The organism is Nonomuraea sp. NPDC049725 (genome assembly GCF_040674795.1).
GTDB classification, from domain to species: Bacteria; Actinomycetota; Actinomycetes; order Streptosporangiales; family Streptosporangiaceae; genus Nonomuraea; species Nonomuraea ceibae.
Map to the genome: position 1 here is coordinate 45714 of NZ_JBFANJ010000017.1, position 22547 is coordinate 68260.

Below are 22547 nucleotides of genomic sequence, written 5' to 3' on the forward strand. Positions count from 1 at the left end.
TGGTGGGGTGGCTGAGATGCCGCGACTCTTACAGAGCACTTGCATCAGGACAAGGGATTTCGTGGTGAAGATATCAAATTGCTACGAATTCGCTTGACAGAGCGCCGAGAACTGACAACATGTCGCACCAGGACGGCAACCCGGCGGGAACGCCCCCGTAACGCCGGACCGCTAGGAGGATTCCTCGCCATGACGACGCCGCCTCGGGTGCGCCGCGGCTCCGGCGCCTCGCCGGGTCCGGTCGTTCTCGACGACCTGGCCAAGCAGATCATCGAGCAGCTCCAGGCGGACGGCCGCAAACCCTACGCCGCGATCGGCAAGGCGGTCGGCCTGTCCGAGGCGGCCGTGCGGCAGCGGGTCCAGCGCCTCCAGGACGCCGGGGTCATGCAGATCGTCGCGGTGACCGACCCGCTGACGCTCGGCTTCCCCCGCCAGGCCATGATCGGCGTCACCTGCGAGGGCGACCTGGAGGCCGTGGCCGACGAGCTCTCGGCGATCGCGGAGATCGACTACGTGGTGCTCACGGCGGGCTCCTTCGACGTCATCGTGGAAGTGGTGTGCGAGGGCGACAGTCACCTGCTGGAGATCCTGAGCAAGATCCGCGCCATCCCGGCGGTGCGCGCCACCGAGTCGTTCGTCTACCTGAAGCTGCGCAAGCAGACCTACTCCTGGGGCACGCGCTGACCCAGGCGGGCCACCGCCCGCACCGGCGCCCCGTCGGCGCCGTCGAGCCGGATCGGCATCAGCCACACCTCGACCGCCAGGCCCGCCGCCTGCGCCTCCAGCAGCCGGTCGAGCCCGGTGAGGTTCTCGGCGATCACCGCGTGGGCGCCGCACAGCACCCGGTGCGCAGGGAAGTCCGCCGCCGGCGTCGGGTCGACGCTCAGCGCGTCGATCCCCACCGTCCGCGTCCCCGCCGCGACCAGCAGCTCCGCCGCCTCCTCGGTCAGGTACGGGTGCGCCTGGTACGCCTCGCTCCCCCAGTGGGCCGACCAGCCGGTCGCCACCAGCACGATCGGCGCCCCGGCGGGCACGGCCCCCAGGCGCTCCGGCGTGATGGCGGCCCGCGGTCCCAGCCCGCGCGCGTCCACCACCACGGCGGGCCCGGCGAAGCGGTCCAGCGGCAGGGCGTCGAGCCGGGGCAGCGTGTCGTCGACGTGGTAGGGCGCGTCGACGTGGGTGCCCGACTGCGAGCCCAGGTGCAGCCGCAGCACGTTGACGCCGTCGCGGCCGGTGGTCAGCGCGGGCTCGACGCTCACCTCGGGGTCGCCCGGGTAGACCGGCATCCCGGTGGCCAGCGGCACCGACAGGTCGACGAGCTCCCCGCTCACGCCGCCGCCTCGGCCCCCGCGATCGGCGGCACCGGGGTGTCGGCCGAGCGCACCAGGCGCGGCCCGTCGGGGCCGTAGACCTCGCGCGGCTCCGGGAAGGCGGCCAGCAGCGCCAGGTAGAGCACCGCCGCCGTGCCCAGGCCGACCGGCAGCGAGATGTCGATCCCGCCCGCCAGCCCGCCGAGCGGCCCGACGAACTGGCCGGGCAGGTTGACGAACGCCAGCGCCAGCGCCGCCGAGACGAGCCAGGCGGCCAGCCCCCGCGCGTTCCAGCCGTGGGCGAACCAGTAGCGGCCGCCTGTCTGCCTCCGGTTGAACACCTGCAACGCCTCCGGGTCGTACCAGCCCCGGCGGGTCACGTACCCCAGCATCATGATCACCATCCACGGCGCGGTGCAGGTGATGATGAGGGTGGCGAACGTGGAGATGCTCTGCGTGAGGTTGGCCGCGAAGCGGCCGACGAAGATGAACACGATCGACAGCGTCCCGATGAACACCGTCGCCCGCACCCGCGAGAAGCGCGGGAAGACGCTGGAGAAGTCCAGCCCGGTGCCGTAGAGGGACGTGGTGCCGGTGGACATGCCGCCGATCAGCGCGATGAGGCAGACGGGCACGAAGTACCAGGCCGGCGCGATGGCCAGCAGCCCGCCGACGTAGTTGGGCGCGGCCGGGTCCATGTACTCGGCGGCCTTGGCGGCGATGATCGACGCGGTGGCCAGGCCGAAGAAGAACGGCAGGATGGTGGCGATCTGCGACAGGAACGCGGCGGCCATCACCTTCGAGCGCGGCGTCGAGGCCGGGATGTAGCGGGACCAGTCGCCCAGGAACGCGCCGAACGACACGGGGTTCGACAGCACGATGAGCGCCGCCCCGATGAACGACGGCCAGAACAGCGGGTCACCGGCGGCCAGCGTCCCCGGGTAGGACGGGTCGAAGTCGCCGGCGAACGCGACCGCGCCCAGCACGAACAGCAGCGACGCCGCCGCCACCGCGATCTTGTTGACGAACAGCATGAAGCGGAACCCGTACACGCACACCACCAGCACGAGCCCGGCGAACAGCGCGTAGGCGACGCCGTAGGTGACGTCGGTGTCGGGCAGCCCCACCAGCCGGTGCGCACCGCCGACGAGCGCGTCGCCGGAGGACCACACGGAGATGGAGAAGAACGCGATCGCCGTCAGCAGCGACAGGAACGAGCCGACGATCCGGCCGTGCACGCCCAGATGCGCCGAGGACGACACCGCGTTGTTGGTCCCGTTCAGCGGCCCGAACAGCGACAGCGGCGCCAGGATGAGCGCCCCGACGGCCAGCCCGAGCACGGTCGCGGCCAGCCCCTGCCAGAACGACAGCCCAAACAGGATCGGGAAGGCGCCCAGCACGCAGGTGGCGAAGGTGTTCGCGCCGCCGAACGCGACCCGGAACAGGTCGACCGGCCGGGCGGTGCGCTCGGCGTCGGGGATGCGCTCGACGCCGTACGTCTCGATCTCGGTGATGCTCGTGCTCATGGCTTCTCCCGCAGGGCGAGCAGGCTGACCAGGTCGTAGGCGACGTGGGAGGCGGCGACGGAGGTGATCTCGGCGTGGTCGTAGGCGGGGGCCACCTCGACCACGTCCGCGCCGACGAGGTTCGTCCCGGCCAGGCCGCGCAGGATTTCCAGCAGCTCGCGGCTGGTCAGGCCGCCCGCCTCCGGGGTGCCGGTGCCGGGGGCGTGCGCCGGGTCGAGCACGTCGATGTCGACGGACACGTACAGCGGCCGGTCGCCGATCCGCTGCCGCAGCGCGTCGATCACCTCGTCGAGGCCGCGCCGCAGCACGTCGGCGGCGGTGAGGATGCCGAAGCCGAGCCGCCGGTCCTCCTCCAGATCCTTCTTGCCGTAGAGGGGGCCGCGGATGCCGACGTGGCTGAGCGCCTCGGTGTCGACGATGCCCTCCTCGACGGCCCGCCGGAACGGGGTGCCGTGCGTGTACTCGGCGCCGAAGTAGGTGTCCCACGTGTCGAGGTGGGCGTCGAAGTGCAGCAGCGCCACCGGCCCGTGCTTCCTGGCGGCCGAGCGCAGCAGCGGCAGCGCGATCGTGTGGTCGCCGCCGATCGTCACCAGCCGGGCGTCCAGCGCGTCGGCGGCGGCCTCGATGCTCTCGATGGCCTCGCCGATGTGGAACGGGTTGGCCGCGATGTCACCGGCGTCGGCCACCTGGACCCGCTCGAACGGGGAGACGTCCAGGCCGGGGTGGTAGGGCCGCAGCAGCCGCGACGCCTCGCGCACGGCCGACGGGCCGAACCGGGCGCCGGGCCGGTAGGAGACGCCGCTGTCGAACGGCACTCCGACCACGGCCACGTCGGCGCGGCCCACCTCGTCGAGGCGGGGCAGACGGGCGAAGGTGGCGGGTCCGGCGAAACGCGGGACCCGGGCGGAGTCGACGGGGCCTGTGTGCATGCACGCAGTCAACGTCACGCCGCTGACCTGCGGCAATTGGGCGATTCACGAAGTACTACGGTGGGGGTTGTGGCTGAGCACAAGGTGACGGTCGAGGATCTGCTGCGCTCGCCCGCGCTCCAGCTCCGCCTGCTCGCCGGCGAGGCCGGGGTGGGGCGGTCGGTGTCGTGGGCGCACGTGAGCGAGCTGGACGACCCGACGCCGTGGCTGCTCGGCGCCGAGGTGATCATGACGACGGGCATCGGCGTGCCACGCGCGGCGGCCCGGCAGCGCGCCTACCTGGAGCGGCTGGACGACGCGGGCGTCTCGGCGCTGGCGCTGTCGGCGCAGCTCCACGTGCCGCCGCTGCACGAGGCGTTCTTCGAGGCGGCCGAGGCGCGCGGGATGCCGGTGCTGGAGGTGCCGCTGGCGGTGCCGTTCATCGCGATCGCCCAGGAGGTGGCCGCGGCCGTGCAGGAGGACGCCCGGCACCGGCTGGGCGCGCAGTTGCAGGTGTTCGGCGCGCTGCGCTGGCTGGCCGCCGAGGACCTGGACACGGCCACGCTGTTCAAACGGCTGGAGCGGCTGTCGGGCTACGACGTCTACCTGTGCACGCCGCAGGGGCGTCCGCTGCTGCCCGGGGTGCCCGTGCCGTCGCTCGACGCGCTGCCGTCGGCCCCCGACGCGCCGCCCACGATCCCGGGCGGCTTCGCGCTGCCGGTGCCCGCGCCCGGCGGCCCGGCCGGGTTCCTGGTGGCCTTCGAGCGGGAGGGCGCCAGGCCCGCCGGGCTGGCCGTGGTGCAGCACATCGCCACGGTCGCGGCCCTCCAGGTGGCGATGGCCAGGCACGAGCGCGAGACGCTGCGCCGCGAGGGCGCCGAGACGCTGGCCGAGCTGCTGCAGGACGTGCTCGACCCGGCCACGGCCCGCCGCCGCCTGGCCCGGCTCGGCCTGGCCGCCGACGGGGAGACGGTCCTGATAGTCGTACGGGGCGCGGCCGACGACGCGCTGCGCCGGGCGCTGGCCGACCATCCGCACCTGATGCTGCGGCGCGGCAGCGACCACTACGTGCTCGGCGCCCCCGGGCTGGGCGACGCGCTCACGGCGCCGGCCGGGGCGCGCACCGGGGTGAGCAGGCCGTTCGCGGCGGGCGGCTCCACCCGGGTGGCCAGGCGCGAGGCCGTCTGGGCCGCCGACCGGGCCGCCGCGTCAGGCCGGCCGCTCGTCCACTACGGCGACGACACCACCGGCCGGTGGCTGCCCGACGACGCCGACACGCTCACCGCGCTGGTGGACGACGTGCTGGGCGAGGTGCTCGCCTACGACGAGGCGCACGACTCACGGCTGCTCGCCTCGGTGCGCACCTGGATGGAACGCGACCGCCGCACCGAGGACGCGGCGGCCGCCCTGCACGTCCACCCCAACACGCTCGCCTACCGGCTGCGCCGCTTCGCCGCCCTGACGGGCCGCGACCTGTCGTCCAGCGCCGCCTTCGCCGAGGTCTGGCTGGCCCTCCAGGCGGCCCGCCAGCTCGGCCTGCACGACTAGGAGAGCTGCACCGTCGCGATCTCCCAGGCAGACAGCGGCAGCCGCAGCACCCCGCCGGTCACCGGCACCTCCGCGCCGGGACGCCCGCGCAGGTCGGCGAGGCGCGCCCGGGTGAACCCGCCCTCGACGACCGCCTCGGTCGCCTCGTCCGTGAGCGCGACCACGCGCAGCTCCTGCCACCCGTCGCGGACCCGCAGCGACGTCATGACGACGCCGTCACCGGCCACCGACAGCCCCGCGGCGGGCGCGGGCAGCGGCAGCGCCGGGTCGCCGGTGCCCGCCACGGCCAGCAGGTCGTGCCGGAACGTCTCGGCCGCCTCCGGCACCGCCTTCCAGGTGCCGCTGTAGGGCATCAGCGCCAGCTCCACCGAGCGCAGCCCGCGCGACTGCGCCGCCGGGGTCGGCAGCTGCGGCCCGGCGGGCTCGGGGCGCAGCACGTGACGGTTGCGCGACAGGAAGCCGATCGAGCGCAGCAGCGTGAGCGCCAGCTCCTTCCCGTCGTCGACCAGCTCGTACTCGGTGACGTGCTCCAGCAGCGCCGCCACTCCCCCGGCCGCCACCCACGAGGAGGCGGGGAACGTCGGCAGCGGCTCCTCGCCACAGCCGCCCTCGGCGTCCAGGCCGCGCGTGACGACGGCGAACTGCCCCTCGGCGTGCGACCGCGTCGCCCGCTCGGGCAGCGGCACGTGCAGCCGCACCCGGTGGTCGGCGCACCGGTTGTCGAACTCCACGGTCAGCCGCGCGAACGGCTCGCCCGCGCGCAGCTCGACCCGGGTGCGCACGGCGATCTCCTCGGTGACCTCGGTACGCGACTGCGCCGGGATCTCCGGGGTGCCGTCGATCCCGTCGCCGGCGGCCGGCCACTGGTAGGTGCGCCACACGTCGAACGCCGCCACCAGCGGCCCCGAGCACACCTTCGACACGTGCACCGACTCCGGGTCCTGCACGACGCGGTCGTGGGCCGGAGGCGCGTAGTTGTAGCTGTCGCCCACGTCGCCGCCGTCGACGATCCGCCCCGCCCCGGTCAGCGTGACGCCGTCGGCGCTGGTCAGCGTGAGCGTGCCGTCACGCGCCACCTCGACGTTGAGCAGCCCGTTGTCGAGCATCCGCTCCTCGGCGCGCACCGGCACGAACGGGTCGCCGGACGGGGCCCCGGCCACCTCCGAGTAGGGGGCGGTGCGCACCGCGGCGTGGCCGAGCGGCGGCGTGCTCACGTACGCGGCCAGCGTGCGGCGGGCCTCGGCGAGGATGCGGACGCGGGTCACGCCCTCCAGCGCGCCGCGCACCTGGCCCACGTTGAAGGCCGCGCTCGACTCGCGGGCGACGGTGAAGGTCAGCACGCCGTCGTCGACCGACCAGCCGGTGATGTGCTGGCCGTACAGCTCGGTGCCGTGGATGAAGGTCAGCGCGGTGGCCGGGTCCATCTCCTCGTCGAGCAGCAGTGTCGGGGCGTACTCCAGCGGCTGGAGCGGGACCTTGACCCCGTCGGCGTCGAGCAGCGGGTCGCTGCCGGCCACGTTGATCGCCACGACGCCGCGTCTCGGGGCGGGCGTCGGGTTGACGACGAGCACGGCGCCGGACGGCACCGTTCCGGCCAGCCGGGCCGTCACCATGTCGCGCACGGCCTGGCCCAGGTGCTCGGCCTCGGCGATGCGGGCCGCCACCTGCTGGGCGGTCTCGTCCACGCCGCAGCCGGTGACCGAGTCGTGGCCGCTGGCGTCGACCAGCCGCCACCAGGCCATGTCGAGGAAGCGGCCGGGCCACTCGCCGCCCCAGAGCGCGGCCAGCGGCTCGGCGTAGCGCTCGACCATCCGCTCGGCGCGGCCCATCGCCTGCTTGACGTGGGCGCGTACGGAGATCACGCCCGGCAGGATGTTGGCCCGGGCGTGCGAGCGCAGCTCGCCGGTGACGCGGGGCAGCCCGGTAACGTCGGCGGAGTGCGCCTCGATGTAGCCGGACAGGGTGTCCATGCGGGCGCCGAGCTGCTTGACCATGTCGGGCAGGCCGCGCACCGGGGCCGAGTGGTCGGTGCCGTACATGGCCAGCAGCGGCCCGTCGGGACCGTGCCAGCCGCGCATGGTGCGGACGAACGCGGCGCCGCGCTCGCCGAGCTGGGCGGGGTCCTCGAACAGGTGGGCGCCGTTGCCGTAGCCGCCTGCGGGCAGGTACTGGGCCCGGATGGCGGTGCCGTCGGGCGCGACCCAGGCGAAGGCGTCGGTGGTGACGGACGCGGGCACGCCCCGGTAGACGCAGGCGTGCAGCAGCCCGGCCCGCCTGAGGATCTGCGGCATCTGCGCGGTGTGCCCGAACATGTCCGGCAGGTAGCCGACGGCCATCGCGCCGCCGAGCTTGTCCGCCCTGGCCATGCCGAGCTCCAGGTTGCGCACGATGTTCTCGCCGGAGCACAGGAACTCGTCGAGCAGGATCTGCCACGGCCCCACCGCCAGCCGCCCGGACTCGACCAGGGCGGCGATCCGGTCGCGGTTCTCCGGGCGCACCTCCAGGTAGTCGTCCACGCAGGCGAGCTGCCCGTCGAGCGTGAAGTGGTAGTCGGGGTCCTTCTCCATCGTGTCGAGCACCTCGTCCAGCAGCGCCACCAGCCGCAGCCGGAAACGCTGGAAGGGCTCGTACCACTCGCGGTCCCAGTGGGTGTGCGGGACGACGACGATCTCCGCGGTCATGCGGCTTCGCCTCCGATCGGCAGGTCGTGCTGGACGGCGTAGCGGGCGGCGATGCGCTGGGCGGTGACGATGTCCTCCAGCGCTCCGGCGGCGTCGGTCAGCGGCGGCTTGCCGTCGTTGACGAACGCGTGGAAGGCGGCCAGCTGCACCTCGAACGCCTCGGTCACGTCACGCCACTCGGTGCGGCTCTCGCCGCCGGACACGACGGTGAGCGTGGTGGGCGCGTTCATCAGGTAGGGCGAGGGGAAGACCAGCTCCAGCGAGCCGCTGTCGTGGTGGATGACCACGCTCTCGCGGTAGGCCGGGTAGTCCTCCAGGTAGTGCCAGCGGATGGCGAACCGGCCGGCGGCGGGCAGCGGCCCGGAGATCTCGATCGACCCGGGCGCCTCCCCCCACGTCTCGACGTACGCGATCTCGTGGGGGGAGCCGGTGAAGCGGCGCAGCAGCGACAGGTCGTGACAGATCGACCCGAGCGCCACCCCGTACAGGGAGCGCACGGCGGCGGGCGCGGACTCGCCGAGCGCCTTCGACACCAGGCCGTCCTCGGCCGCCCGCAGCGAGGCGAGCAGCTCCGGGGACACGTCGCGGGCCTGGGTCAGGTTGGCGAAGGCGAGCTGCGACTCCCCGCTCGGGTGCAGCACGGTCACCTCGACCGACCGGATCCGCCCCGGGCCGCCGAGCTCGGCCAGCAACTCCTCAGCCCGGCGCACGGCCGGGTCGTACTGCTTCATGTAGCCGACCATGAGCCGCCCCTCGGGCAGCGCGTCCACCTCGGCGCGGGTCAGCGCCAGCGGCTTCTCGCACAGCACGGCGTAGCCGGCCGCGAGCGCCTGCCGCACGGTCTCGCCGTGGGAGCCGGAGGCGAGCACGAGCACGGCGTCGAAGCCGCCGGCCTCCAGCATCCGGGCGAGTTCGGTGTAGCGGCCGGGGGCGCCGAGCCGGTCACCCACGGCGTCGGCGAGCGTCCGCGACAGGTCGCAGACGGCCGTCACCTCGAACAGATCTCGGCGGCGCGACAGCAACGGCACGTACACCGCTTGCGTGACGGCTCCGCACCCGACAAGCGCGATCTTCAAACCCGCTCCTCCAGCATGGTCTCAACCAGCCAGCCCCTCCGGCGTGGCCTCAAAGTCCGAGTTCCCGTAGCTTCTCGCGATTGGCAGCTTGATCGGCGATGTTCCGCTCAACTGACCGGCGTCCGGGCAGCGTGTCCTGCTCGATGATGACCCAGCCCTGGTAGCCGATCTCGCCGAGCGTGCTGATCACTCCGGGCAGGTCGAGCTCGCCCTCGCCGAGCGGCGCGAAGCCGCCGCGGCCCATCAGCTCGCGCAGGTCCACGCCGTCGGCCAGGGCCTGGGCGAGGATCGCGCGGTCGCCGTCCTTGACGTGGACGTGGCCGACGCGGCCCGACCAGTCGCGCAGCGCGGTCACCGGGTCGCCGCCGGCCAGCAGCAGGTGGCCGGTGTCGAGGCAGAGCTGCACGTCGGTCAGCTCCAGCAGCCGCTCGACGTCCTCGGGCGTCTCGACGTACGTGCCGAGGTGGTGGTGGAAGGCGGGCTCGTAGCCGCGGTCGCGGCAGCGCTGGGCCGCTTCTTGGACGCGGGAGGCGTAACCGGCCCATTCGGACGCCTCCAGCCCGGGCGCGTTCCCGCCGGGGCGGGCGAAGCGCGCGGGCGAGCCGGAGCAGCCGAGCGTGGGCCGGGGCGCCAGGTGCGCGGGCGCGGCCGGGGCGGCGTCGAACACGTCGAGCGTCGCGTCGAGCGCGGCCAGCCCCTGCTTGAACGCCTCGGCGTCGCTGTAGCGCAGGTCGGCCCAGCCGCCCGCGAGCAGCAGCCCGCCCAGCCGCTCGGCCAGGTCGTCCTTGGTGCCGAGGTAGCCGATGGGGCCGAGGTCGATGCCCGCGTAGCCGGCGCCGGCGATCGCGCCGACCATCTCGGCGGCGGTCAGCGGCGGCGGGGCGTCGCTCAGCTCGAACACGCCGAAGCTCACCGGGGCGTTGGCGACACTGATCAGGCGCATAGAGCCATCACCTCGTTCTCGTAGGTTTCGAGTCGGTGCCGCCCTTCGGCGGCGGGCAGCAGCACGCGGTCGCCGCGGATCACCTGGCGGGCGCCGCCGGGGCGGACCAGGATGAGCCCGTCGGCGTCCAGGGCGAGCAGTTCGTCGCCCAGCCGCAGGAGCAGCGGCGCGCCGGGCCCGGCGGAGATCGCCGTACGGCCCGCCGCTACGGCGTCGAACGCCGCGCCGGGGTCCTCGGCCAGCACCCACGTGGTGGGCGAGCCGGGCAGCCCGTCGGAGCCGGGCCGGTGGAAGTCGCTGGCGCCGATCGCCACCAGGTCGGGGTGCCAGGCGTCGGCCCAGGCCAGGGGCGCGCCCCAGCGGCGGTCCCACCAGCCGGAGTGCCAGACCTCGGCGATCCTGGGCCGTTCGGTGAGCGGCTGCAGCCAGGCGCAGTCGCCGCCGAGCGGGTGGTTGATGGAGATCAGCCCGCCCGCCCGATCGGCGTGCTCGACCCAGGAGTCGGCGGGCTGACGGAAGTCGACCCAGCCGACGTCGCCGAACACGTTGGCGTGCCCCCGGTCGGTGGTGACCTCCTGGCCGGGCAGCAGCGTGATGGCCCGGCCGGCCTTGGCCAGCTCGGGGTGGTGGCTGACGGTGTTGTGGTCGGTGACGGCGAGGAAGTCCAGGCCGCGCCCCAGGGCCAGCTCCGCCAGCTCGGCGACGGTGAGCGCCCCGTCGCTGTGCAGCGTGTGGGCGTGGAAGTCGCCGGCGAACCAGCGCAGCCCGCCGACGTCCGGGATGTCGCGGCGCGGCGGGCGCTCCCCGTGCGGCGGCTCGGCGCTCTCCGGCTCGGGCACGGGCGCGGTGTCGATCTCCAGCGTGTAGTCGAGGCCCTGCGGCGGGACGCGGTGCAGCCGCAGCCACACCCGCCACTGGCCCGCTTCGAGCGCGCCGGGCAGGTAGCCGGGCGTGGCCCAGCCCGGGGTGATCGTGTAGGAGTCGCGGGCGCCGCCCGACCAGCCGCGGAACCCGCCGGGGCCGCCGCAGCCGAGGTCGAGCACGCCCTGCGACCGGTCGTAGGACAGCCGTACGGTGACCGCCGGGGCGCCCTCGGGCACCTCGAAGGGCACCTCGCGCAGGATGCGCTCCAGCCGGTCGTCCAGGCTCCAGTGCCCGCGGATCACGCTCATGCCGTCACCAGCTCGCCGTCACGGTAGACCAGCGCCCGGTCGCCCCGGGGCACCGCGTAGCCCTGCTCGCCCAGCGCCGGCTCGTGCCCCTCGGGGACGACGGCCTGCACGAGCACGCCCGACACGTCCAGGGTGACCAGATGGGAGGCCCCCAGGTTCTCCAGGATGACGACGCCGCCGGTCAGCGACCCGTCGACCGGCTGCGCCGAGTAGGTCATGTATTCGGGACGCACCCCGTACACCAGTTTCTCCCCCTCGGTCAGGAGTCCTTCCGCGGAGGCGGGGACGGGCAGCTTGCACCCGGCCACCTCCAGCGTGTCACCCCTGACGACGGCGTCCAGCAGGTTCATCGGGGTGGAGCCGATGAAGGCGGCCACGAACGTGTTGGCGGGCCGCTGGAACACCTCGGCGGGGGTGCCGATCTGGCGGATGTGCCCGGCCTCCATGACCGCCATGCGGTCGGCCATCGCCAGCGCCTCGGCCTGGTCGTGGGTGACGAAGACGGTCGTGACGCCGAGCTCGCGCTGGAGCTTCTTCAGGAACGTGCGCGCCTCCAGCCGCAGCCGGGCGTCCAGGTTGGACAGCGGCTCGTCGAACAGGAACGCCTGCGCCTGGGTGGCCATGACGCGGGCCAGCGCGACGCGCTGCTGCTGGCCGCCGGAGAGCTGGCCGGGCCGCCGGTCCATGAGCTGCTCCAGGCCGAGCCTGGCGCCGACCTCGGCGGCCTTGGCGAGGCGGGCGGCCTTGGGGACCTTCTTGATGCGCAGCGGGTAGGCGATGTTGTCGCTGACGTCCATGTGCGGGAACAGGGCGTAGTCCTGGAAGACCATGGCGATGTCGCGTCCGCCCGGCTGCACGCCGGTCACGTCCCGCCCGCCGATCACGACGGCGCCGCCGGTGGCGGTCTCCAGCCCGGCGATCGTGCGCAGCAGCGTGGTCTTCCCGCAGCCCGAGGGGCCGAGCAGGGCGAAGAACTCGCCGTCGGGGACGGTCAGGTCGAGCGAGTCGAGCGCCTTCACCCCGCCGGGATAGACCTTGGTCAGGCCCCGAAGTTCGATAGCGGCCATTTAGCGCTTGATCCCTCCGTGGAAGCGGAAGCCGTACTTCTTGCTGACGAACAGGTACATGAGCACGACCGGTACCGAGTAGAGCAGGCCGAAGGTCGACAGCACCCTGAGGTTGGCCTGGCCGCCCTCGGTGTAGAGGGTGTACATGATCACCGCGGCCGGCTGCTTCTCCACGTCGCTGAGCAGCAGGAACGGCATCAGGAAGTTGCCCCACACGTTGGCGATCGTCCACACCGCGATCGTCGCCAGGCCGGGCCGCACCACGGGGGTGACCACGTGGCGGACGATCTGGAGCGGCGAGGCGCCGAACACCCGCGCCGACTCCTCGTAGGACTTCGGCGTGGCGTCCATGAAGTCCTTGATCATGAAGATCGCGGCCGGCAGCAGGCCGCCGGTCAGGATGAGGATCAGCCCGGTGTGCGAGTCGATCAGGCCGAGCTCGATGGCGAGCTGGAACAGCGGCACCATCGCGGCGGTCCCGGTGATGATCGACGAGAGCAGCAGCAGCGCGTAGAGCAGCGCGTCGCGGCCCGGGATGCGCACCCGGCTGAGCGCGTAGGCGGCCAGCGCCGACAGCACCACGACGAGCAGCGCGGTGCCGATCGCCAGGATCAGCGAGTTCACCAGCGAGCCGAGCGCGTACGGGTGCTCGATGATCGTCTGGAAGTTCTCGAACGTGAAGTCCGGCATCCGGACCTCGTACGTCGGGTCCGAGGTGAACGGCGCCGCCGCCAGCCACAGCAGCGGGATCGTGAAGAAGGCCAGGAGCACCGCGATCAGCGTGTAGAAGCCGATCCGCCCGGCCCAGGTGCGGGTCATTTCTTGCTCCTGAGCAGCCGCAGGTAGAACACCGCCACGACCAGGTTGATGAGCAGGATCACGGTGGAGATCGCCGCGCCGTAGCCCAGGTCGCCGTTCTGCAGCGCGACCTTGTACACGTGCACGGCCAGCACCTCGGACTTGCCGTCGGGGCCGCCCGCCGTGAGCAGGAAGGGGCTGAAGTCGTTGAACGTCCACAGGCTGATCAGCAGCAGGTTGGTCAGGATGTGCCCGCGGATGTGCGGGAACACCACGTCACGCAACTGCTGCCAGCCGGACGCCCCGGCCAGCCGGGCGCTCTCCAGGTGCGACGGCGGCACGTTCCCGAGCGCCGCGCCGTAGAGCATCATCGAGAACGCGGTGCCGCGCCAGGTGTTGAAGATGATGATCGACAGCATCGGGTGGTCGAGCAGCCAGGCGAAGCCGGGGATGCCGAGCAGCGCGTTGAGGGTGCCGGCGTCGCGGTCGAGCAGCGCCACCCACAGGAACGACACCACGGCGCTCGGCAGGATCCAGGCCAGGATGACCAGGCCCTCGACCACGCTCTTGAGCGTGCCGCGCCGGTCCTTCAGCATCCAGGCCAGGGTGAAGCCGAGCACCACCTGCCCGATGACGGCCGAGCCCAGCACGAACTGGAAGGTCAGCCAGGTGGAGTCCCAGAACTCCGGGTCGGTGACGGCCTTGACGAAGTTGTCCAGCCCGACGAACTGCGGCTCGGCCGCGGCGGCGCCGGTCAGCCGGTAGTTCGTCAGCCCCAGGTAGATCACCCAGAGCGCGGGGAAGACCAGGAAGACCGCGATCAGCGCCAGAGCGGGCGCCACGAAGGCGCCCGCCCGCAGCCGGCCCAGGCCCGCCGCGTCGGAGCTGTAGCGGCGGGCGGGGGCCGGGCTGACGACCTCGGCCGGCTCAGGAGGCGATGTTACCTGCGCCACCGACGAGCCCTTCGAGCTTCTTCTGGTAGTCCGCGGCCGCCTGGTCGGCCGGGGTGCCGCCGGCCACCGCGGCGGTGGCCTCCTGCAGCGCGACCGACACCTGCGGGTAGAGAGCGACCGGCGGCCGGTAGGCCGTCAGCGGCAGCACCTGCTCGGAGATGTAGGTCAGCAGCGGCTCACCGGCCAGGATCTCCTTGTTGACGTCGCTGCGCGGGGTGATCCGGACGTTGCCGTCCTTGGTCTCCTCCTTCAGCGCGTCGGCCGAGAGCGTGAAGGCGAGCAGTTCGAAGGCTTCCTTCGGGTGCTTGGTGTTGGGGTTGACCGTGCGCAGCGCGCCGCCGGACATGCTGACGAAGTCCTGGCCGCGGATGCCCTTGCCGGGCTCGATGGCCGGGATCTTGGCGTAGCCGACGACCTGGTCGCGGTCGTCCATCTTGGCGACGCCGTCCTTGGGGTTGACCACGCCGCGCCAGAAGTAGTCGCCTTCGAGCAGGATGCCGATCTTGCCCTCGGCGAACTGCTGGAACGACTTGTCGCGGCCCTTGGCCTCCTGCTGGAGCTTGGGGTCGCCGAGGCCGCCGCCGTAGATCTTCTGGTAGAGGCCGAGGGTGTCCTTCAGCGGCTGGGACGCGCCGGTCCACTTGCCGTCCTTCTGCACCTCGCCGCCCGCGCCCGCGAGCAGCGGCAGCACGCCCTGCATCGTGGTGGCCTCGCCCATCGCGGTGCCGGCGTTGAGCTGGATCGGCACGGGGACGCCGGACGACTTGAGCTTGGCGGCCGCGTCGAGGATCTCCTGCCAGCTCGTGGGCTGCCAGTCGGCGGGCAGCCCGGCCTTGGTGAACAGCGTCTTGTTGAAGTAGAGGACGCGGCCGTCGGTGCCGACGGGCAGCGCGTACTTCTTGCCTTCGAAGGTGGCCAGGCCCTGCACGGCCTCGGGGATCTGCTGCCAGCCGTCCCAGCTGTCCGCCTCGGGGCCGACCAGCTCGGCCAGCGGCTTGATGTAGCCGGCCTCGGCGAACTCGCCCGCCCAGATGCCGTCGATGTCGATCACGTCCGCGCCCTTGCCTGACTTCAGGTCCAGGGAGAGCTTGGTCTTGTACTGTTCGTCGTCGACTCCGCTGGGGACGAACTTGACCGTGACGTCCTTGCCCTTGGCCTTCTGGGCCTCCTCGAACTTGGGGATCACCCAGTTGGCGATGTGGTCGGCGGCTGCCGCGTTCTTGCCGCCGGCGATGGCGTTCTGGCTGATCGTCAGCTCGATGGCGTCACCTCCGCCACCGCCGGACGACTGGCCGCACCCGGCGAGTCCCAGCGCGGACGCGGCCAACACCGCGACCACCGACCTTTTCCGCAACACCATGCAAACCCTCCGACACGTCCTAAAAGGGAGGAAGTCAGGGCCAATATGTCATGACATCCATATGACGTAAAGACCTTGCCATATCCAGGAGCGTGCCCTCATGCTGCGACTTTGCCCGTTGGGAGACGGACCGCCAGCCCGACACTATGCGACGCGTCGGCGGGGCCGCCCATCGGGGGATACGGCCAGGGCACATTGAGTAACATAGCGGACATCCGAATGTCATGACAATATGCCATAGTGTTGGGCGGAAGGCTCCATCTCTGGAGGTGCGTTGTTCGACCTGATCACGATCGGCCGCTGCGGCGTCGACATCTATCCGCTGCAGACCGGCGTGGGCCTGGCCCACGTCGAGACCTTCGGCAAGTTCCTCGGCGGCAGCCCGACCAACGTCGCGGTGGCGGCGGCCCGACACGGGCTGCGCTCCGCCGTGGTGACCGCCGTGGGCGCGGATCCCTTCGGCGAATGGGTACGGCAGGCGATCCGCGGGTTCGGTGTGGACGACGCCTTCGTGGGCACGGTCGAGGGGCCGCCCACCCCGGTCACGTTCTGCGAGATCTTCCCGCCCGACCACTTCCCGATCTACTTCTACCGGGGCGAGCATCCGCCTGACCTGCGGCTGACACCCGAGTCGCTGGACCTGGCCGCGATCCGCGAGGCGTCGGTGTTCTGGTTCACCGGCACCGGGCTGAGCCAGGAGCCCAGCCGGTCCGCGCACGCCGCCGCGCTGGAGGCCCGCACGTCCGGGTGGACGGTGTTCGACCTGGACCACCGCCCGACGCTGTGGGAGTCGCCCGAGGCCGCCCGCCGCGAGGTGCGCCGCGCGCTCGGGCACGCGAACGTGGCCGTCGGCAACCTCGACGAGGTGGAGATCGCCGTCGGCACCCGCGACCCCGAAGAGGCGGCGCAGGCGCTGCTCGACGCCGGCATGGAGGTGGCCGTGGTCAAGCTGGGCCCCGCCGGGGTGCTGGCCCGCACCAAGGACGAGCACGTCGTCGTCGAGCCCGTGCCCGTCGAGGTGGTCAACGGGCTCGGCGCCGGCGACGCGTTCGGCGGGGCGCTCTGCCTCGGCCTGGTGCGCGGCTGGCCGCTGGAACGTACCCTCCGCTTCGCCAACGCGGCCGGCGCGCACGTCGCCGCCCGCCTGGCCTGCGCCGACGCGATGCCCTCCACCGACGAGGTGCTCGCGCTCCAGACGGGAGCCCGTCCTTGAGCGACATCACGCTGCCCCGAAGCGTCGGCTACGAGCAGCTCACCCACATCCGCGCCACCCGGCCCGAGGAGATCGCCCACGCCGCGGCCCGCCGGCAGCGGCGCGGCCTGCCCGCCGAGGACGAACGCCTGCTCATCATCGCCGCCGACCATCCGGCGCGCGGCGCGCTGGCCGTGCGCGACCGGCCGCTGGCCATGGCCAGCCGCGTCGACCTGCTCGACCGGCTCCAGGTGGCGCTGGCCAGGCCCGGCGTCGACGGCATCCTGGCCTCCCCCGATGTGCTGGAGGACCTGCTCCTGCTCGGCGCGCTCGAAGGCAAGCTGGCCTTCGGCTCCATGAACCGGGGCGGGCTCCAGGGCTCGGTGTTCGAGCTGGACGACCGCTTCACCGGCTTCGACGCGGCCTCCATCGACGACATGCGCCTCGACGGCGGCAAGATGCTCTGCCGCATCGACCCCGGCGACCACGCCAGCGTGGCCACCCTGGAGTCGTGCGCCCGCGCCGTCACCGACCTGGCCCGGCGCCGGCTCGTGGCCATGGTCGAGCCGTTCTGGTCGGTGCGCTCGGAGAGCGGGGCCGTGCGCAACGACCTGTCGCCCGACGCCGTCATCCGGGCCATCAGCGTCGCCCAGGCCCTCGGCGTGACCTCCGCCTACACCTGGCTGAAGATCCCCGCGGTCGCCGAGATGGAGCGCGTCATGGCCGCCACCACGCTGCCCGCGCTGCTGCTTGGCGGCGACCCGCCCGACGTGGCCGCCGCCTACGCCGACTGGGGGCGCGCGCTCCTGCTGCCCGGCGTGCGGGGGCTCGTGGTCGGGCGCGCTCTGCTCTACCCTCCGGACGACGACGTCGCCACCGCCGTGGACGGCGCCGCGGCCCTGGTGCGAGAGGCTGGTTCATGACTTACATTCCGTACGGCAAGGCCGCCGCGGCTCCCTGGGCCGTCGAGATCACCCCCGGCCTGGCCGGGTGGGACTACTCCGGGCTGCGGATCGCCGACCTGGACGGCGCCCCGGTCGCCTTCGACACCGGCGGCGAGGAGATGCTGGTCCTGCCGCTGTCGGGCTCGTGCACGGTCACGCACGGCTCCGGCACGTTCGAGCTGTCCGGGCGGCCGTCGGTGTTCGACGGGCCGTCCGACTTCGCCTACGTCCCGATCGGCGAGCACGTCGTGCTGGAGGGCGCCGGCCGGATCGCGCTGCCGTCCGCGCGGGCCGGCCGCCGCCTGGAGGCCCGGTACGTGCCCGCGTCGGCGGTCTCCGTCGAGCTGCGCGGCGCCGGGCAGGCCAGCCGCCAGGTCAACAACTTCGCCTCACCCGAGGCGTTCGCGTGCGACAAGCTCGTGGCCGTCGAGGTGCTCACGCCGGGCGGCAACTGGTCGTCCTACCCGCCGCACAAGCACGACACCGCCGGCCCAGGCGAGGCCGTGCTGGAGGAGATCTACTACTTCGAGGTGGCCGACCAGGGCCTCGGCTACCAGCGCGTCTACGGCTCCGGACGGGGCCACGTCGACACGCTGGCCGAGGTCGGCTCCGGCGACGTGGTGCTCGTGCCCTACGGCTACCACGGGCCGTCGATGGCCGCGCCCGGCTACGACCTGTACTACCTGAACGTGCTGGCCGGACCCGCCGCCGAGCGGTCGATGGCGTTCTGCGACGATCCCCGCCACGCCTGGATCCGCGGCTCCTGGACCGGCCAGGAGATCGACCCCAGGCTGCCCTTCGGGAGGACCTCATGAGGCTTACCGTGGCCCAGGCCGTGGTCCGCTTCCTCGCCGCCCAGCGCACCGAGCGCGACGGCGTGGAGCACCGGCTGTTCGGCGGCTGCTTCGGCATCTTCGGTCACGGCAACGTCGCCGGGCTCGGCCAGGCGCTGGCCGCCCCAGGCGCGGAGCTGCCCTACTACCTCAGCCGCAACGAGCAGGCGATGGTGCACACCGCCGCCGCCTACGCCCGCGCGAGCAACCGGCTGTCGACGCTGGCCTGCACGAGCTCCATCGGGCCCGGCGCGACCAACATGATCACCGGCGCGGCCGGGGCGACGATCAACCGGCTGCCGGTGCTCCTGCTGCCGGGCGACATCTTCGCCACCCGCGTGGCCAGCCCGGTGCTCCAGGAGCTGGAGGACACGCGCTCGTACGACATCTCCGTCAACGACGCGTTCAAGCCGGTCTCCCGGTTCTGGGACCGGATCAACCGGCCCGAGCAGCTCCCGTCGTCGCTGCTGGCGGCCATGCGGGTGCTCACCGACCCGGCCGAGACCGGCGCGGTGACGCTGGCGCTGCCGCAGGACGTGCAGGCCGAGGCCGCCGACTGGCCCGCCGAGCTGTTCGCCCCGCGCGTGTGGCACGTCCCCAGGCCCCGGCCCGAACGCGCCGCCCTGGCCCGCGCCGCCGAGGTGATCAGGTCGGCCGAGCGCCCGCTGATCGTCGCGGGCGGCGGCGTCCTCTACAGCGAGGCGTCCGCCGAGCTGCGCGCCTTCGCCGAGACCTTCGGCGTCCCCGTCGCCGAGACGCAGGCGGGCAAGGGCGCGCTGCCGTACGGGCACCCGATGGCGATGGGCGCCGTCGGCGCGACCGGCACCACCGCCGCCAACGCGCTGGCCCGCGAGGCCGACGTGATCATCGGGATCGGCACCCGCTACAGCGACTTCACCACGGCCTCCCGCTCGCTGTTCGCGCCGGACGCCCGGTTCGTCAACCTGAACGTGACCGGCTTCGACGCGGCCAAGCTGTCCGGGCTCCAGCTCGTCGCCGACGCCCGCGAGGGCCTGGCCGACCTGGCCGCCGCCTGCGACGGCTGGGCCGCCCCCGCCGCCCACCGCGCCCGCGCCGCCGAGCTGTCGCGCGCCTGGGACGCGCTGGTCGACGAGGCGTACGCGCTCGACGGCTCGCCGCTGCCGCAGCCCGCGGTGATCGGCGCGGTCAACGCCGCGGCCGGCGACGACGGCGTGGTGATCTGCGCCGCCGGGTCCATGCCCGGCGACCTGCACAAGCTCTGGCGGCCCAGCGGGCCGGGCAGCTATCACGTCGAGTACGGCTACTCGTGCATGGGTTACGAGATCGCCGGCGGGCTCGGCGTCAAGCTCGCCGACCCGTCACGCGAGGTGTTCGTCATGGTGGGCGACGGGTCCTACCTGATGATGGCGCAGGAGCTCGTCACAGCCGTCGCCGAAGGGGTCAAGCTGACCGTGGTCCTGGTGGACAACTCCGGCTTCGCCTCCATCGGCCGACTCTCCGAGAGCGTCGGCGCCGAACGGCTCGGCACCGCCTACGCCTACCGGGGCGGCGGACGCTACGACGGCGGGCCGCTGCCGGTGGACCTGGCGGCCAACGCGGCCAGCCTCGGCGCCACCGTCGTGCGCGCCGGCACGCTCGCCGAGCTGCGCAAGGCCCTGGACGAGGCCCGCGCCGCCACCACGACCACGGTGATCCACGTGGTCACCGACCCGCACGTCGACACCCCGTCGTCCGAGGCGTGGTGGGACGTCCCGGTCGCCGAGGTGTCCACCACCCGGGCGGCGGGCGAGGCGCGCGGCGCGTACGAGAAGGACAAGCTGGAGCAACGCCCGCACCTGGCTCCGCCCGCTTAGCCCTCTCGGAGGGGTTGCCCCGGGCCGCGGGGGGAAGGCCTCTGAGCAGCGAAAAGGGGGGGCGGGGATGAGGCCGTGGCGGGCGCTGGGCTGGATCGCGATCATCGCGGTGGTGCTCTACTGCTACTCCATCGTGAGCACCGTGGTCCTCTCGGTGATCATCGGCCTGTTCATCACCGCCCTGCTCTACCCGCCCGCCCGCTGGCTGATGCGACGCGGGCTCAACCGGGCGCTCGCCACCACCGTCGTCTTCGTCGGCGGCCTGCTGCTGGCGGTCGGCCTGGGCGCGCTGCTCGTGCCGCCCACCATCGCCAGCGTGGCCGAGATGCACGCCAGCGTCGGCAAGGTGCTGGAGGAGCTGCACCGGTTCACCGCCTGGCTGGGGCTCGACGACCAGCAGCTGCTCCAGCAGGCGCGCGACTACTTCGCCAAGCAGGAGCACCAGATCACCACGGGCGCGATCGCCGGCGTGCGGACCGCCGGCGAGATCGTGGTGGGCGGCGTGCTGGCCGTCATCCTGGCGGTCTACTTCGTGCACGGCGGCGACCGGCTGTGGCACTGGCTGGTCGAGCTGTTCCCCGCCTCCGCGCGGCAGCGGCTCATGGAGACCGGGGAGCTGGTGTTCTCCGTGATCGGCCGCTACATCCGCGGGGTGGCGCTCGTCGGGCTCGTCGACGCGTTCTTCATCGGGCTCGCGCTGTGGATCCTCGGCGTGCCGATCGCGCTGCCGCTGGCGGTGCTCACGTTCGTCGGCGCGTTCCTGCCGGTCGTGGGGGCGTTCATGGCCGGGCTGCTGGCGGCGGTGGTCGCGTTCGTGGCCAAGGGCTGGCTGGTCGCGCTGATCGTCGTCGCGGTGACCGTGCTCGTGCAGCAGATCGAGGGCCACGTGCTGGCGCCGCAGATCTACGGCAAGGCCCTCGACCTGCCCGGCGCCGTCATCCTCGTGGCCATCACGGTCGGCAGCGTGATCGCCGGCATCACCGGCGCGTTCCTGGCCGCCCCGGTGACCTCGGTCATCGTGGCCCTGCTGAGCCACGGGCACCTCAGAGGATCCGGCACTCCGGCTCCGGCTCGCGCCTGACCGGCGCGACGGGTCGCGTAAAGATCGCCAAGGGCGCATGATGAGCCTTATGCGATGGGTCACGTTCGACTGTTTCGGCACGCTCGTCGACTGGCGGCACGGCATCCGCTCCGGCGCCGAGCTGATCGCCCCCGGTCACGGCGAGCGCCTGCTGGAGGCGTACGTCAGGCACGAGCTCGACGTGCAGGCCGAGAACCCCGCGATGCGCTACCGGCAGGTGCTGGCCGAGGCGCTGCGCCGGGCCTGCGCGCAGGAGAAGGTGACGCTCGGCCCCGACGACGCCTTCGTGCTCGGCGACACCCTGCCCTACTGGCCGGTCTTCCCCGAGGTCGGCACCGAGCTGTCGGCCGTGCGCGAGGCCGGCTGGAACCTGGCGCTGCTCACCAACTGCGACCGCGACCTCATCGCCGGGACGCTGCGCCGGCTGCCGGTGCCCTTCGACGCCGTGGTGACCTCCGAGCAGGTGGGCGCCTACAAGCCGTCGCACGCCCACTTCACCGCCTTCGAACGCGCCCACCGGCCCACCCACTGGGTGCACGTGGCGCAGAGCTACGTGCACGACCTCGTCCCGGCGCACCAGCTCGGCATCCGCCGCGTGTGGATCAACCGGCAGGGCGAGCGGCCCGCCGACCCCGCGATCCCCCAGGAGACGCAGCCCGACCTGCGCGGGCTCGTCCGGGCGATCTGAGCCGCCCTCGGGTCCTCAGGACCGCTGCTCCAGCACGTCCGCGATGCCCGCCAGGAACTCGTCCACGTCGGCGATCAGATAGCCCGCCCGGAACATCACAGTGGCGAACTTCGCCGCCCTGACCTCGGCCGCCGACACCGGGTAGTCCGTAGTGCCCCGCAGCGTGGCCACGATCCGGTCCAGGAACGCGTCGACCTCGTCCTCGTTGTAGCCGGTGCCCATCCGGCCGGGCCGGAACGCCACCCGCTCCACCCGCGCCGCCTGGCCCTCGAACCACTCCTCGCGCAGCATCTCCCCCGTCGGCTCGGCCATCGCCAGCCGGACCGGCGCCTTGGCCATCGTCTCCAGCGCCACCACGAACGCCTCCAGCGCGAAGTCGACCGCCGTCTCCTGATAGCCGCCGCGCCGCGCCCGGAACGTCGCCGTGCGCACCTCGTCGGCGGTGACGCGCTCCAGGTCGCGCGGCCCCCTGCCCAGCGTCGCCTCGATCCGCCCGATCAGCGTGTCGACCTCGACGGGGTCATAGCCTGAACGCATACCCATGACGCGTGGAAAGCGGTTCAAGCCCACTCCTCCTGAGTTCTGCCGGGGTCGCCTCCCATTGTGGAGTTCATTTATCACGACAATGCGAG

The 22547-nt window shown here is 72.9% G+C and carries 20 protein-coding genes; 8 read left to right on the top strand and 12 right to left on the bottom strand.

Going from position 1 to position 22547, the window contains the following annotated elements; translation table 11 throughout:
• Positions 1-189 precede the first annotated feature (189 nt).
• A complete protein-coding gene (locus tag AB0J53_RS35030; RefSeq protein ID WP_219509977.1) occupies positions 190-684 on the top strand; it encodes an Lrp/AsnC family transcriptional regulator in 495 nt (164 codons plus the stop codon).
• On the opposite strand, the gene AB0J53_RS35035 is transcribed toward AB0J53_RS35030, so the two are convergent.
• The 3 genes from AB0J53_RS35035 to speB are packed head-to-tail and all read right to left on the bottom strand — an operon-like array spanning position 663 to position 3765.
• On the bottom strand, positions 663-1331 hold the full coding sequence (locus AB0J53_RS35035) for a cyclase family protein (protein ID WP_364180289.1): 669 nt from the start codon (positions 1329-1331) through the stop codon (positions 663-665). The two genes, AB0J53_RS35030 and AB0J53_RS35035, sit on opposite strands and share 22 nt — an antisense overlap.
• Positions 1328-2836, bottom strand: a complete 1509-nt coding sequence (locus AB0J53_RS35040) for a cytosine permease (protein ID WP_364180291.1) — start codon at positions 2834-2836, stop codon at positions 1328-1330. Before AB0J53_RS35040 ends, AB0J53_RS35035 begins: the two co-directional genes overlap by 4 nt.
• Positions 2833-3765 (bottom strand): agmatinase, encoded by a 933-nt coding sequence (gene speB / locus AB0J53_RS35045; protein ID WP_357590396.1) that lies wholly within the window; start codon positions 3763-3765, stop codon positions 2833-2835. Before speB ends, AB0J53_RS35040 begins: the two co-directional genes overlap by 4 nt.
• Positions 3766-3834: 69 nt before the next feature.
• Between speB and AB0J53_RS35050 the strand changes: the two genes are divergently transcribed.
• Positions 3835-5292: a PucR family transcriptional regulator ligand-binding domain-containing protein gene (locus tag AB0J53_RS35050; RefSeq protein ID WP_364180293.1), complete on the top strand. Its 1458-nt coding sequence runs from the start codon at positions 3835-3837 to the stop codon at positions 5290-5292.
• Here the strand turns inward: AB0J53_RS35050 and AB0J53_RS35055 are convergent.
• Genes AB0J53_RS35055 through AB0J53_RS35090 form a run of 8 tightly spaced genes read right to left on the bottom strand, consistent with a single transcriptional unit; the run spans position 5289 to position 15342 of the window.
• Positions 5289-7973 (bottom strand): alpha-mannosidase, encoded by a 2685-nt coding sequence (locus tag AB0J53_RS35055; RefSeq protein WP_364180295.1) that lies wholly within the window; start codon positions 7971-7973, stop codon positions 5289-5291. The genes AB0J53_RS35050 and AB0J53_RS35055 overlap by 4 nt on opposite strands.
• Complete coding sequence (locus AB0J53_RS35060) at positions 7970-9049, bottom strand: Gfo/Idh/MocA family oxidoreductase (RefSeq protein ID WP_364180297.1); 1080 nt, start codon at positions 9047-9049, stop codon at positions 7970-7972. The genes AB0J53_RS35055 and AB0J53_RS35060 overlap by 4 nt, the downstream gene beginning before the upstream one ends.
• A 49-nt stretch (positions 9050-9098) precedes the next feature.
• Entirely contained in the window at positions 9099-9992 is an 894-nt protein-coding gene (locus AB0J53_RS35065; protein ID WP_364180299.1) for a TIM barrel protein, read from the bottom strand.
• Complete coding sequence (locus AB0J53_RS35070; RefSeq protein ID WP_364180301.1) at positions 9983-11164, bottom strand: CehA/McbA family metallohydrolase; 1182 nt, start codon at positions 11162-11164, stop codon at positions 9983-9985. The genes AB0J53_RS35065 and AB0J53_RS35070 overlap by 10 nt, the downstream gene beginning before the upstream one ends.
• Positions 11161-12231 carry an ABC transporter ATP-binding protein gene (locus tag AB0J53_RS35075; RefSeq protein WP_364180303.1) on the bottom strand — a complete coding sequence of 357 codons (1071 nt, stop codon included), beginning with the start codon at positions 12229-12231 and terminating at the stop codon, positions 11161-11163. The genes AB0J53_RS35070 and AB0J53_RS35075 overlap by 4 nt, the downstream gene beginning before the upstream one ends.
• Positions 12232-13050 (bottom strand): carbohydrate ABC transporter permease, encoded by an 819-nt coding sequence (locus AB0J53_RS35080; protein WP_219509985.1) that lies wholly within the window; start codon positions 13048-13050, stop codon positions 12232-12234.
• Positions 13047-13982, bottom strand: coding sequence for a sugar ABC transporter permease (locus tag AB0J53_RS35085; protein WP_364180305.1), 936 nt, complete (start codon positions 13980-13982; stop codon positions 13047-13049). Before AB0J53_RS35085 ends, AB0J53_RS35080 begins: the two co-directional genes overlap by 4 nt.
• Positions 13957-15342 (bottom strand): extracellular solute-binding protein, encoded by a 1386-nt coding sequence (locus AB0J53_RS35090; protein ID WP_364180307.1) that lies wholly within the window; start codon positions 15340-15342, stop codon positions 13957-13959. The genes AB0J53_RS35085 and AB0J53_RS35090 overlap by 26 nt, the downstream gene beginning before the upstream one ends.
• A gap of 274 nt (positions 15343-15616) precedes the next feature.
• Between AB0J53_RS35090 and iolC the strand changes: the two genes are divergently transcribed.
• The 6 genes from iolC (at position 15617) to AB0J53_RS35120 (ending at position 21915) form a co-directional block, all read left to right on the top strand.
• Positions 15617-16555 carry a 5-dehydro-2-deoxygluconokinase gene (iolC, locus tag AB0J53_RS35095; protein ID WP_364180309.1) on the top strand — a complete coding sequence of 313 codons (939 nt, stop codon included), beginning with the start codon at positions 15617-15619 and terminating at the stop codon, positions 16553-16555.
• Positions 16556-16560: 5 nt separating this feature from the next.
• Entirely contained in the window at positions 16561-17457 is an 897-nt protein-coding gene (locus AB0J53_RS35100) for a deoxyribose-phosphate aldolase (RefSeq protein ID WP_364180496.1), read from the top strand.
• A complete protein-coding gene (gene iolB / locus AB0J53_RS35105) occupies positions 17454-18293 on the top strand; it encodes a 5-deoxy-glucuronate isomerase (protein WP_219509988.1) in 840 nt (279 codons plus the stop codon). Before AB0J53_RS35100 ends, iolB begins: the two co-directional genes overlap by 4 nt.
• A complete protein-coding gene (gene iolD / locus AB0J53_RS35110) occupies positions 18290-20146 on the top strand; it encodes a 3D-(3,5/4)-trihydroxycyclohexane-1,2-dione acylhydrolase (decyclizing) (protein ID WP_364180312.1) in 1857 nt (618 codons plus the stop codon). The genes iolB and iolD overlap by 4 nt, the downstream gene beginning before the upstream one ends.
• 67 nt (positions 20147-20213) lie before the next feature.
• Positions 20214-21227 (top strand): AI-2E family transporter, encoded by a 1014-nt coding sequence (locus AB0J53_RS35115; RefSeq protein ID WP_364180314.1) that lies wholly within the window; start codon positions 20214-20216, stop codon positions 21225-21227.
• 49 nt (positions 21228-21276) lie between these two features.
• Positions 21277-21915, top strand: a complete 639-nt coding sequence (locus AB0J53_RS35120) for an HAD-IA family hydrolase (protein WP_364180316.1) — start codon at positions 21277-21279, stop codon at positions 21913-21915.
• A gap of 15 nt (positions 21916-21930) precedes the next feature.
• On the opposite strand, the gene AB0J53_RS35125 is transcribed toward AB0J53_RS35120, so the two are convergent.
• Positions 21931-22452, bottom strand: a complete 522-nt coding sequence (locus AB0J53_RS35125; RefSeq protein WP_364180318.1) for a DivIVA domain-containing protein — start codon at positions 22450-22452, stop codon at positions 21931-21933.
• Between the last annotated feature and the right edge of the window lie 95 nt (positions 22453-22547).

Excerpts from the sequence above, each read along its gene's own strand:
- AB0J53_RS35030 (WP_219509977.1), top strand. The coding sequence starts at position 190 with ATGACGACGCCGCCTCGGGTGCGCCGCGGCTCCGGCGCCTCGCCGGGT.
- AB0J53_RS35115 (WP_364180314.1), top strand. The coding sequence starts at position 20,214 with ATGAGGCCGTGGCGGGCGCTGGGCTGGATCGCGATCATCGCGGTGGTG.
- iolD (WP_364180312.1), top strand. The coding sequence starts at position 18,290 with ATGAGGCTTACCGTGGCCCAGGCCGTGGTCCGCTTCCTCGCCGCCCAG.
- AB0J53_RS35055 (WP_364180295.1), bottom strand. The coding sequence starts at position 7,973 with ATGACCGCGGAGATCGTCGTCGTCCCGCACACCCACTGGGACCGCGAG.
- iolB (WP_219509988.1), top strand. The coding sequence starts at position 17,454 with ATGACTTACATTCCGTACGGCAAGGCCGCCGCGGCTCCCTGGGCCGTC.
- speB (WP_357590396.1), bottom strand. The coding sequence starts at position 3,765 with ATGCACACAGGCCCCGTCGACTCCGCCCGGGTCCCGCGTTTCGCCGGA.
- AB0J53_RS35125 (WP_364180318.1), bottom strand. The coding sequence starts at position 22,452 with ATGCGTTCAGGCTATGACCCCGTCGAGGTCGACACGCTGATCGGGCGG.
- AB0J53_RS35040 (WP_364180291.1), bottom strand. The coding sequence starts at position 2,836 with ATGAGCACGAGCATCACCGAGATCGAGACGTACGGCGTCGAGCGCATC.
- AB0J53_RS35070 (WP_364180301.1), bottom strand. The coding sequence starts at position 11,164 with ATGAGCGTGATCCGCGGGCACTGGAGCCTGGACGACCGGCTGGAGCGC.
- AB0J53_RS35065 (WP_364180299.1), bottom strand. The coding sequence starts at position 9,992 with ATGCGCCTGATCAGTGTCGCCAACGCCCCGGTGAGCTTCGGCGTGTTC.
- AB0J53_RS35075 (WP_364180303.1), bottom strand. The coding sequence starts at position 12,231 with ATGGCCGCTATCGAACTTCGGGGCCTGACCAAGGTCTATCCCGGCGGG.
- AB0J53_RS35090 (WP_364180307.1), bottom strand. The coding sequence starts at position 15,342 with ATGGTGTTGCGGAAAAGGTCGGTGGTCGCGGTGTTGGCCGCGTCCGCG.
- AB0J53_RS35120 (WP_364180316.1), top strand. The coding sequence starts at position 21,277 with ATGCGATGGGTCACGTTCGACTGTTTCGGCACGCTCGTCGACTGGCGG.
- AB0J53_RS35080 (WP_219509985.1), bottom strand. The coding sequence starts at position 13,050 with ATGACCCGCACCTGGGCCGGGCGGATCGGCTTCTACACGCTGATCGCG.